The organism is Pseudodesulfovibrio sp. JC047 (assembly GCF_010468615.1).
In the GTDB taxonomy this organism is placed as follows: Bacteria; Desulfobacterota; Desulfovibrionia; order Desulfovibrionales; family Desulfovibrionaceae; genus Pseudodesulfovibrio.
This window is the reverse complement of sequence record NZ_WUEH01000038.1, coordinates 1-11,607: the sequence shown is the minus strand read 5'-3', so window position 1 is coordinate 11,607 and position 11,607 is coordinate 1. Positions and strand designations below refer to the sequence as shown.

Here is an 11,607-nt window from a genome sequence, read left to right as displayed (position 1 = left end):
AGGGCCATATCAAGAGTATAGGCCGAATATATGACAGCATTCGATTCTGCGTTGCCAACAAAAAAGCACTTGCCAAATGGGCGGGTCCATATATGCCTCCTGTTTCAAGGTTGTCGAAATGATTTTTGGAGTCCACCTCCAAAAAACACGACAACCATAACCCCGTTTTTCGGCCCAAAGAGAAAACGAGCGTCAAAGGAATAAAAAAGACCGGAAAAAGGATAAAAAAAACACTTGACAGGGTTTTGAAAAGAGGGTGATTCGAAGGGCGCATTTTCCCTTCTCAACACAAAAAATATCAAGGCGACATCATGAAACGCATCTGCGTCTATCTCGGGTCCAATCCAGGCACCAACCCGGCCTATGGCGAAAGTGCGGAAACCCTGGCTAAAGAGCTTGCTCATCGCGGGCTTGGCCTTGTCTACGGCGGGTCCAGCACCGGACTCATGGGCCGACTCGCAAACACCTGTCTCGAGGCAGGTGGCGAAGTCATCGGCGTGATTCCCAAACTGCTCGTGGAAAAAGAAGTCGCTCATACCGGCCTGACCAAAAGTTATGTGGTCACGTCCATGCACGAGCGCAAACAAAAGATGGCCGATCTCGCAGACGGCTTCATCGCCCTGCCCGGCGGCCTCGGCACGCTCGAAGAATTCTTCGAGGCCCTGACGTGGAATCAGCTCGGCTACCACACCAAACCCTGCGGACTGCTGGACGTCAACGGCTACTATAGCTGCATGACCGACCACATGAACCGCATGGTTTCAGAAGGATTCGTCATCCCCGAACATCGGCAGATGGTCCTGAGCGCATCTGATCCAGCCACCCTGCTCGATCAATTCGCGACCTATGACCCACCGCATGTGGATAAGTGGATTGAGAAGAAGAAAGGGCTGTAAAGCAGCTTTCAATTCGTAACTATCATTTTTCAACTTATATGATTTATTAATTTTTTTTACATTCAAACTTACAGGAGTACGCATATGGCAAAAGCAACTGCCCGCCATCTTTTGGTTAGTGACGAACAAACCTGTCTGGACCTGAAAAAACAAATTCAGGACGGCGCAGATTTTGGTGAACTGGCAAAACAACACTCCAGCTGCCCTTCCGGACAGCAGGGCGGCGATCTCGGTGAATTCGGCCCCGGTGCCATGGTCCCGGAATTTGACACCGTTGTTTTCAACGAAGCCGTCGGCGAAGTTCATGGCCCGGTAAAAACTCAGTTTGGTTACCACCTGCTGGAAATCACGAGCCGCGAAGACTAAACTCTTCTTTGTGTTTGTACTAAAAATGCCTTGCTGTTTTCAGCCAAGGCATTTCCCATACATGTTGATAAAAATGGCTCCGACGAACTCGGAGCCATTTTTTTTGATAGCTACATTTGGAATTAATTTCTTTTAGCCTTACCCAGCACAGACAAAAGAAAGATACCCCCTCAAGCAATTGATCTGGAACCAACCAGGCTATTACAGCGGCATGACAGACCACATGGACCGCATGGTGCTGAACGGGTTCCTCGTGCAGGAACACCGAGGGATGGTGCTTACTAATGTTTGCAAGTGGGGGGCTTGATCAACTTATGACGACAGTCGGCCTCAGATGGACAAGTGGATTGATAAGAAGAAAGGGCTGTAGCCTATAACAAATGCGGATAATCAAGAACTATGGCGTTGAGTCTATTTAGTTTTTAAAAATCAATCCGATCGATCAAGAAATCCCTTTTATATGAAGGGAGATAGAAAGATCCGTATATTTCAAACTTATCCATGTTGTATGGAAGCCAATCTTTCAAAAAGTGCTTTACAAACCCTTCAAAGTGCCTAATCTCGTCGTTTAGTTCAGTCATTGTGCGACCATATCTCTTATGAATTTTTTTTCGCAATTTTTTTATGCGGCTTAAAGGACTAGGGTGTGTACCTTGATGAATTTGTGGTGCTATAGATTCTTCAACTAATTTAGAAAGGTGAAAATATAGTAAGACCTGAAATGCTTCATTCACAAGCTCGCTTTTATACTCATTGTTGCCAGTGATAAATTTTATAGCATAGTGGTCTGCATCGTATTCTTTCTTGTGATTATGATTGTATCCAGTGTATTTAGTCTGGGTATATTTATTCAGCCTAACATGAGTGATTTTTGAGTCTGCTAAATGTCCTAATACGTGATGCGCATATTCATGCCCAAGAACAAAATCATATTGCATTGCCCCTCTGGACTTTAAATAACACTCGGCATTCCAATCCAAAAAACCTCTAGGGTCTAAGTCGAAATCATGGGATTCAAATCCCCCCATAACTCTTAGAGCTATTAAGAAAGCATGGAAACAGTCCTGTTCCTTGATCCCCAACTGTCCACCAAAGTAAAACAAATTCATAAAGTAGAAGTAGTATTGAAGAAGTTCGGACACTGCGATTACGTTTCCCCAATTTGTCCGAATGCACATAGCGTTCGCTTGTTCGAGATATGCATACCCAGCAGGTATTTGTTTTAACCTTTTTTGATTGCTTTTTGAGAGGTGGGACAAATATCGGTCATTTGCACCAAAGGATTCGTAATAATTTGTCAAACTCCAATTGGCTTTACCCCTCCTTCTTTTTCGAAACACCCTAACAAGTCTGGGAGAGTCCACCATGGCTTCAGCTCTTAGTTTTAATAAGGCATCCTCATTTGTTTGAGGTTTTAGAAGCCTTATTACCTCAGTGCGTGAGCAAAAGGGAAGAAACCAGGATCCCTGTTTTCCAACAGCTTCATAATCTTCAGGGTCATGGACTCCAACTATGTGGAATGCCATTCCATCTTCTTCTAGGATGACCCCTTGGTCAGCCCGCATAGCGTTCGGATTCTCGGCACAGATTTTATCAATGAGTTCTTCGGGGAGATCCATAGGAGACTCCAGACTTGAGAGGTTAGAATTGAAGTGTAGCTTGCTGCGGCTGAACGGTGGCTTGTTTTTCTTGATTTAAGACAGCAGACAGGGACACTGCGTCTTCGCGTGGAGGCCCAAAGCCAGCAATGGTTGCGCTAGTGATTTTACCTTCGGAGATTTCAACAGTCACTTGTAACTCAGCTATTTGTGGCTTGCCGCTTTTGATTGCCAGAGCATCTAGCTCAATCAAATGTGCACGTTCGTTGTCCTTAAGGTAGTTTGTCTGCGCCCAAAAGGGTCTTTCTTCGCCTTTTAGTTCAGCCTTCCGCTTTTCAAAATTGTAGGCAGTGACTTTATATTTGGCATCCACTCTGTATGTTTTGTAAGTTGTTTGATCCGGGAGATCTGCGTAGACGGCTTTCAAGGTCTCTCCCTTTATCTCGTTACCATCTCCAGTTGTTATGACATCATCTTTGTCTACGTTACGTGCAACAGCTTTAGGAGTCCGTTTTTCTTGCGAAAGAGTCTTATGTGCTTTTTGAATTGTGGGCTCTACCCCTTGCCTTACTTTTTCAATCTCAATATCCATTTCCTTTAGTCGAATTTTTGTTTCATTATCAATTTTAGCAATGTAAACATCTGCTGCCTTTTCGACAGTAGTTGTTAAGAGCCATGATGAAGAGATGACGATGACCGAAAGAAATATCATCCGCATTGTTTTCATTTTGTCTTCCGTGGTGAATTCTTTCGTGTATTCCAAAATTTTCTGCAATGTCTCAGCAAAAATTTTAATACATCCCTCTTCTACCTTGAACTTGACAACAAGGTCTGGGTGTTTCGAAAGATCATTAATGCTTACTTTCAGGCGAGTATGCTGATTTACTATTCCAAGAATATCGCGTTGGAATGAGTCAATTATTTGAGCAACTCTATAGTCAAGGAGCTCTGGGTTATCCCATTTTTCCCCGGTGATCTTTAATTTGAAAACAAGATCACCAGAATATTCAATGTTTGCGCATTCAACTCCGGCAGCATCCAGTGCTGTAACAAATAACAGGTCGTCGATGGTGTTGACGTGTAGCATATCTAACTGTTTCATCGTTCCAACTCACTCCTCGCAACTCGTGTGCTCAAGTTTTTCAGCAAAGATAAGGCCAGTGCTAATTAAAACGAATTATTGCGCCACAGGACGGTACACCCGTATTTCGTCAATGTCTACAGAGTGTTCCTGATTGTCTATATCGCAAAATTGTCGATATGCATCCTAGCCACCACAGAATACCCCCTTGCACTCAAATATATATCATCCGCGTATATCAAAGCTTGATGAAGAAGATTTGACTATCGACGAAATATGCTGCTAGGACCTTGATATCATGAATAATTCTGTGCAAACGAAGTTAAAACAACTCGCCCCTCAAACATTTGACCGACAACCAATGCGATTACCACACCTAACCACTGCCCCCCGTCCGCCAATTGTTGACCTATAATCACCCAAAAAAAAGCCGCCTTCTTGTCGAAAGCGGCTTACGATCACATTTCGGTGTGCTACGGGCAGACGGCCAGTGCCTTGAGTGCGTCCAGCCATGGGCCGGGACCAAATCCGACAAGGACGGTCTTTCCGGCAACAAGAATCGGCGTGCCCGGGAGGTCGGCGGCCTTGGCAAGGTCGGCGGTCAACATGGTGTGCAGTTCATGCTCCTTTTGCAAACGGACTGCGAGTTTCGCCTCGGTCGTTCCGTCCAACAAGTGAGGAAACGCCTCGGTAAACTGCATCAGTATCATCAGCCGCGCCTTTATGAGATCGTCGGTCTTGATCCGCTTCAAATCAGTATAGGCAAAATCGACCATTGCCTTGAGCTGATCCGTCCCGACCGCATCCTCCAGAATCCAGGCGGCCATGTCTGATCCGGGATAGCTCAGACGTGGAAAAAACGAGAGCCGCACGGTCCGGTACAATTCTGGATATTCACCGAGCAACTTATGCCCGAGACGACAATGCCAGCAAAGCGGGTCCGTCACCACCACGACGTCACCATCGCCTGTGCCCTGTAACGCGACCACGGCATTCTTATACAAGGCCCGATATTCGGGCGCGCATCCATTCCGCTCTCCAGCAAGAGCCGCAACCGGAAGAGACAGAGCCAACACAAAAAGAAGACATGGGATATATCGCTGCATAGGCGGACTTTATACGGTTCCGAAACGAATGCCAACTGTGAATTTTCCGAAAAAAAACACGCCTGCCACTTCACTCCCGCCCGTCCTCCCGAAACCTTCTCGCACGAGAAAGAACACCACCGTTTCCCTTGAACAGGCCAAACACTTTTATTGCACAATTCCACACAAACAGGAATCATTCCTTTCAATGAAAAGCAACGTAATATCAGAGGATTAAACATACCCGGCGGAGAATCAGACGCGAGACATATTCCATACTTGTTCCAGACCTGATTTTTTTTCCCTCTCCAACTTGACACTCGGAACCCGGTGTTTATCTTTCATTCAGCTTAATGGGTCGCCTGGTAGCACATGCCGTCCCACAAATACTCAAATTATTCCCTTTGGAGGTAATAAAGGATGGAACTGAAACCGTTAAACGACCGTGTCTTGGTCAAGCGTCTGGAAATGGAAGAAAAAACCGCGGGTGGCATCTACATCCCGGATTCTGCCAAGGAAAAGCCCATGAAGGGTGAAATCGTCGCTGCCGGTCCCGGCAAATTGAATGACTCCGGTGAACGCGTTGCCATGGCCGTCAAGGTCGGCGACTCTGTTTTGTTCGCCAAATACGCCGGTATGGAAATCAACATCGATGGCGTGGAACACTTGGTCATGCGTGAGGAAGACATCCTCGCTATCGTTGACTAATCGTTCGTATTCACCAAATTCATACACAAACATTTCTTCTTAAGGAGTATACACCATGGCGAAAGAAATTCTTTTTGATGCCAAAGCTCGCGAAAAACTGAAAGCGGGTGTTGACAAGCTGGCTAACGCCGTCAAAGTGACCCTCGGACCCAAAGGCCGTAACGTTGTTATGGAAAAATCCTTCGGTTCCCCCGTCATCACCAAGGATGGCGTGTCCGTTGCCAAGGAAATCGAGCTGGAAGACAAGTTCGAAAACATGGGCGCACAGATGGTCAAGGAAGTTGCCTCCAAGACTTCCGATGTTGCCGGTGACGGTACCACCACTGCAACCGTTCTGGCACAGGCCATTTTCACCGAAGGTGTGAAACTCGTTGCCGCCGGTCGCTCCCCCATGTCCATCAAGCGCGGTATCGACAAGGCTGTTGAAGCCATCGTCGCCGACCTCGAAGAAGTCGCCAAACCGACCCGCGATCAGAAAGAAATCGCCCAGGTTGGCACCATCTCCGCCAACAACGACGCGACCATCGGCAACATCATTGCCGAGGCCATGAACAAAGTCGGCAAAGAAGGCGTTATCACCGTTGAAGAAGCCAAAGGTCTGGACACCACCCTCGACGTCGTCGAAGGTATGCAGTTCGATCGTGGCTACCTCTCCCCGTATTTCGTGACCAACACCGAGCGCATGACCTGCGAAATGGAAGAGCCGCTCATTCTCATCAACGAGAAGAAAATCTCCAACATGAAAGAGCTGCTGCCCGTCCTCGAGCAGTGCGCAAAAATGTCCAAGCCGCTCATGATTATCGCTGAAGACATCGAAGGCGAAGCCCTGGCTACCCTCGTTGTCAACAAACTGCGCGGTACTCTGAACGTCGTCGCCATCAAGGCCCCTGGCTTTGGCGAACGCCGCAAGGCAATGCTCAAGGACATCGCCACCCTCACCGGTGGACAGGTCGTCTCCGAGGATCTCGGCATCAAGATCGAAAGCCTCACCGTTAACGACCTCGGTTCCTGCAAACGCGTTGTCATCGACAAGGAAAACACCGTCATCGTTGATGGCGCTGGCAAAGCCGAAGAAATCAAGGCCCGCATCGCTCAGATTCGCGCCGAGATCGCTGATTCCTCTTCCGACTACGATCGCGAAAAGCTCCAGGAGCGTCTCGCCAAAATCGTCGGTGGTGTCGCTGTCATCAACGTTGGTGCCGCAACCGAAACCGAGATGAAAGAAAAGAAAGCCCGCGTCGAAGATGCTCTCAACGCCACCCGCGCTGCCGTCGAAGAAGGCATCGTCCCCGGTGGTGGAGTCGTCCTCGCTCGTTCAGGTGCAGCCGCTGCCACAGTCAAGGCTGCTGACGACGACGAACAGGCCGGTATCAACATCATCTCCCGCGCCGTTGAAGAACCTCTCCGCCAGATCGCCGCTAACGCCGGTCTCGAAGGTTCCATCGTCGTCGAGAAGATCAAGGAAGGCAAAGGTGGCATGGGCTACAACGCCGCTACCGACAAATATGAAGACCTCATCAAGGCCGGTGTCATCGATCCTAAAAAGGTCACCCGCACCGCCCTCCAAAACGCCGCGTCCGTTGCTGGTCTGCTGCTCACCACTGAGTGCGCTATCGCAGACAAGCCCGAACCCGCAGGCGCTGCTCCCGCCGGTATGCCCGGTGGAATGGGTGGCGGTATGCCCGGAATGGGCGGCATGGGCGGAATGTACTAAATCAGTACAGACGCATAGCCAATTAAATACCCCGCCTCGGTCCTCACGGACCGGGGCGGGGTTCTTTTTTTGGAATGCCTCCGGCGGCTGGGGGAAAGGGGGAGAAAAACCCTTTGAAAAGGGTTCTTTCTCCCCCTTTCCCCCAGGCCCCCAATCCCCCTCTTTTCCTAAACTTTTTAGGTGCGCTTCGCGCAAGGGGGTGATCAATTAAGAGGCTCACACAGACAACAGACACAACACGCCGCCATCTCACCCCTTGCATTCGACCACCCAAGCTGGCGGCGTCGGCACCGTCCGCGACAAAAAAGCGCGGGAGAGCTTTCCAATAAAAGAAAGTCTCCCGCGCTTTTTTGTCGCGGACATTCCATGCCCTGACCTCACGTCATCGGGCACCCCTCGCCGAAAGGCGACATGGGATTCCAAAGGCCCTCGGCCTTTGGCAGGTCCAGGACGGCGTCCTGGTCTCTCCGAAGGAGACCGCCGGTAGGCATTCCCTCCCCAACCTTACACTTCCAACCATCTACATTCAAACAACATTCCGCAGCCAGACCTTACGCTTTGACCACCAGAAGTTCTTTCCAGGCGGTGGTGTACCGTTGGGAACACAACTCCCGTTTCATACGCCAACTTCCGTTGATACCTACGGCTGCGAACTTGAGCGTGTCTCGTCCCCAACGCGCGTTGCACGTATCCATTGCTTCCATGATCGGGGCGTGTCGATCATGTGCATCCGGCGGCAAATCCAAAAGACTGAGCCACCGCCCGTTAACCGGCTCCAGACCGGACAAAATGACACCGCATTTCTTGAAGGCATAGCCCTCCCGATAGATATGATCGATCCCGGACTGCGCGGCTCGGATAAGCGTTGGTGTATGCGCTGTCGAGACCTGCAACGGAATGGACATCGTGTTGGAATACTGCGGCTGACCGGGTTTGAACGTATTGGTCTCAAGAAAGACAAGCACAGTGGATGTGACCGACTTTTGCCGCCGCAATTTCTCGGCTGCACGGGTACAATATTGGGCTGTTGCTTCCAAAAGATGCTCCAACCGCGTGACAGGATGGCCAAAGGATCGAGAGGAAACAATCGTCTTTTTGGGCACTGGCCCGGCTGCAAATTCGTGACAGGGAAAACCTCGCAATTCCAACAAGGTGTGCAGCCCGGTAACAGTCATTTTCCTTTTAACCCAATCACGAGATAATTGCTTGAAATCAAAGGCTGTCTGGACATCAAACGAGCGAAGTCTTTTGGCGTGACGACGGCCGATCCCCCACACGTCACCGATGTCGGTCCACCGCAAGACTCGATCAGGTTCGGGGCTACGAATGAGATCAAAGACTCCCCGACAGCGGGATTCTTTTTTGGCAAAACGATTGGCAACTTTCGCCAGCGTTTTGGTGGCACCGATCCCAATTGACACGGGAATGCCGGTCCAGTTTTCCACCGTGGCTTTGAGATGCCGAGAAAAAGCAAGGGCACCGCCCGGCACGCCGGTAAGATCAACAAATGCCTCATCAATTGAATACATTTCGACTGCGGGACAAAACCGTTGCAGCACACGCATCACCCGTGCCGACATGTCCCCATACAGCGTGTAATTCGACGAAAAAGCCGTCACACCCTGTCGATCGAGTTGCGCCTTGCACTTGAAATACGGTATCCCCATTTCAATCCCCAAGGCCTTCACTTCATTGGATCGAGCAATAATACAACCGTCATTGTTCGACAGCACCACAATCGGCCGATTCCGCAAATCAGGCCGAAACGCTCTTTCGCACGAGGCATAAAAATTGTTGCAGTCAATTAAGGCATACTCCGTCACGGCTACACCTTATGGATCACGTGGCGTACCACGCCCCATATTTCAAAATCGGTTTCCGGAGTCAGCAAAATCGGTGAAAATTCAGGATTTTCCGGAGCAAGAACAAGATCACCATCACAGCTTCTGGCAAGTCGCTTCACGGTGAATTCACCGTCCAAAAAAGCAATGACCACATTCCCCTGTTGCGGCTGTTGCGAACGGTCCACCACCAAAATATCGTCATGATAAATCCCGGCACCAATCATCGAATCACCAGAAGCCCGAACAAAAAAGGTCGCCTCCGGACGGGGCGCAACATACGCATTCAAATCCAAAGGCGTCTCCAGATACTCCTCCGCCGGAGAAGGAAACCCCGCCGGGACCGACTCCCCAGAAAGCGGCAATTCAAAAGCCCCCCGAGATGCAAGCAGGCCCACACGCCCAACCCAATGACCCGATAACTGCCAACACCGTGTGTCTCTTTTCATTTGCGTCTCTTGTTGTTCACTTATAAAAAACAAAAATGCAAAAAAATGTGCCAAATGTCAACTAAAACAAAACAGAGAGATGCCTCCGGCGGCTGGGGGAAAAGGGGAGAAAAACCCTTTGAAAAGGGTTCTTTCTCCCCTTTTCCCCAGACCCCCAATCCCCCTCTTTTCCTAAACTTTTTGGGTGCGCTTCGCGCAAAAGGGAATATCAACTTCAACCTGTTAATTAATAACAGGTAAAATTTGACTGGAGATCAATCAAACGTATATAAATAACCAAAAAAGATAACGAAAGGAATATAGATGACCGATGTGAACGTATTCGAAATATTTACCCCAACGGTACCCGCAAAGCTGACATTCGTTGAGCGGCAGGAAGTAAACAATAAACTAGTCGATGCATTGCGCACACCAGGAAAACAAATCGTTGTTTATGGCAATTCAGGATGTGGAAAGTCCACCCTATTAATCAATAAATTGAATCAACTGTATGAAAACCATATCACGACCCGATGCATGGATAAAATGACATTTGATCAAATTGTGTTAGATGCCTTTGATCAACTCAACATACACTACATATCTGAACAAAAAACAGCCATAAACGAAACATTAGGCACCGCAATTAAAGCAGATTATTTAGCGATTAAGTTAAATATTGACGCATCTCTCGCCATAGAAAACGAAACAACATCTAAAAGGGCACTCCCGATCCAATTAACACCACAAAGATTAGCCACTTTTATAGGAGCCTTAAAATGTTGTTGGGTCATTGAAGATTTCCACAAGGTTAACCCCGAAGAAAAAAAAAGATTTTCTCAAATGATGAAAGTTTTCATGGACACAGCCAATGAATATCCAATGCTAAAGACTATTGCTATTGGTGCTGTTGGAACAGCAAGAGAAGTGGTGAACTACGACAATGAAATGCGTACAAGAGTTTCAGAAATCCATGTTTCTCAAATGAAATCTCATGAACTCGAAGAAATTATTAGCAAGGGAGAAATTTTTTTAAATATATCTTTCTCCAAAAATGCAAAACGTAATATAATTCATCACTGCAATGGATTAGCTTCAGTTTGCCACCAACTATCTCTTAACTGTTGCCTTGACGAAAATATATTAAAAAATCAAGAAACTAAACGGACTATTACAAATGAGACGCTTCAACATGCAATTAAAAAATATATTGAGGAAGAATCTGATTCAATAAAAATGGCCTTTGACACTGCTTTAAAAAGACATAGGGAAGTTAAATACGATAACTGTAGACTTATTCTTGAAGCATTAACGAAGGCCAATGAAAATGGAATGTCTCATGCTGAAATACTAAAAGAAATAAAAAACAAGTCTCCCGAATATCCCGCGTCTAATCTCACAATTTATTTAAAAGAACTCCAAACTGAAAAAAGATCTTCTATAGTAAGAATGGACCAAGCATCTGGAAAATTCTTATACTCAAATCCTTTCCATAAAACATTTGCAACATTATTATTTGTCTCAAAAGAAGACATAGATCATGCGCAAATAGACAAATTACTCCCTGAAACAAGTAAAATTTTCGAAACATTTTTAAACATAATCAAGGAAGAATTAAAACAATAGTATGAAATATTTGTACACTTCTTACTCCATTTAAAACCATTTACGCCAAACACACCGTAAACAGCAGTGCTCCTTGACCCTACCTACCCACCCCTCCCCGAAGGCGACATGGGATTCCAAAGGCCCTCGGCCTTTGGCAGGTCCAGGACAGCGTCCTGGTCTCTCCACAAAAATACCATGTCGGCACTCCAAGGCTTAATCTGGTAACAATACCAGTAAAAGTGAAGCTCAAAGGAGGCCGACATGGCTAGGATTAAAATATCA

10 protein-coding genes are annotated in these 11,607 nt (G+C 47.5%); 5 read left to right on the top strand and 5 right to left on the bottom strand.

What is annotated here, in order from left to right; all coding sequences use genetic code 11:
* Window positions 1–311: 311 nt before the first annotated feature.
* Together GO013_RS16325 and GO013_RS16320 are read left to right on the top strand one after the other, a co-directional pair.
* Window positions 312–896, top strand: coding sequence for a TIGR00730 family Rossman fold protein (locus GO013_RS16325; protein WP_163813045.1), 585 nt, complete (start codon window positions 312–314; stop codon window positions 894–896).
* 84 nt (window positions 897–980) lie between these two features.
* The gene (locus tag GO013_RS16320; protein WP_163813043.1) at window positions 981–1,262 is read left to right on the top strand and encodes a peptidylprolyl isomerase; all 282 of its coding nucleotides are present in this window, start codon (window positions 981–983) and stop codon (window positions 1,260–1,262) included.
* A 422-nt stretch (window positions 1,263–1,684) separates the two neighbouring features.
* On the opposite strand, the gene GO013_RS16315 is transcribed toward GO013_RS16320, so the two are convergent.
* The 3 genes from GO013_RS16315 to GO013_RS16305 all read right to left on the bottom strand — a co-directional run bounded on the left by GO013_RS16315 (window position 1,685) and on the right by GO013_RS16305 (window position 5,047).
* The gene (locus GO013_RS16315; protein WP_163813041.1) at window positions 1,685–2,881 is read right to left on the bottom strand and encodes a hypothetical protein; all 1,197 of its coding nucleotides are present in this window, start codon (window positions 2,879–2,881) and stop codon (window positions 1,685–1,687) included.
* Between the two features lie 22 nt (window positions 2,882–2,903).
* Window positions 2,904–3,962 (bottom strand): hypothetical protein, encoded by a 1,059-nt coding sequence (locus GO013_RS16310; protein ID WP_163813039.1) that lies wholly within the window; start codon window positions 3,960–3,962, stop codon window positions 2,904–2,906.
* Window positions 3,963–4,414: 452 nt separating this feature from the next.
* Window positions 4,415–5,047 carry a hypothetical protein gene (locus tag GO013_RS16305; RefSeq protein ID WP_163813037.1) on the bottom strand — a complete coding sequence of 211 codons (633 nt, stop codon included), beginning with the start codon at window positions 5,045–5,047 and terminating at the stop codon, window positions 4,415–4,417.
* A gap of 399 nt (window positions 5,048–5,446) precedes the next feature.
* Here GO013_RS16305 and groES point away from each other — a divergent pair, with 399 nt between their 5' ends.
* Window positions 5,447–5,734, top strand: a complete 288-nt coding sequence (groES, locus tag GO013_RS16300) for a co-chaperone GroES (protein ID WP_163813035.1) — start codon at window positions 5,447–5,449, stop codon at window positions 5,732–5,734.
* A 55-nt stretch (window positions 5,735–5,789) separates the two neighbouring features.
* Window positions 5,790–7,448 carry a chaperonin GroEL gene (gene groL, locus GO013_RS16295; RefSeq protein ID WP_163813033.1) on the top strand — a complete coding sequence of 553 codons (1,659 nt, stop codon included), beginning with the start codon at window positions 5,790–5,792 and terminating at the stop codon, window positions 7,446–7,448.
* A gap of 551 nt (window positions 7,449–7,999) precedes the next feature.
* Here the strand turns inward: groL and GO013_RS16290 are convergent.
* Entirely contained in the window at window positions 8,000–9,271 is a 1,272-nt protein-coding gene (locus GO013_RS16290) for a Y-family DNA polymerase (RefSeq protein ID WP_163813031.1), read from the bottom strand.
* A gap of 2 nt (window positions 9,272–9,273) precedes the next feature.
* On the bottom strand, window positions 9,274–9,738 hold the full coding sequence (umuD, locus tag GO013_RS16285) for a translesion error-prone DNA polymerase V autoproteolytic subunit (RefSeq protein ID WP_163813029.1): 465 nt from the start codon (window positions 9,736–9,738) through the stop codon (window positions 9,274–9,276).
* Window positions 9,739–10,041: 303 nt separating this feature from the next.
* On the opposite strand from umuD, the gene GO013_RS16280 reads away from it, so the two are divergent.
* Window positions 10,042–11,343, top strand: coding sequence for a hypothetical protein (locus GO013_RS16280; RefSeq protein ID WP_163813027.1), 1,302 nt, complete (start codon window positions 10,042–10,044; stop codon window positions 11,341–11,343).
* Window positions 11,344–11,607 lie beyond the last annotated feature (264 nt).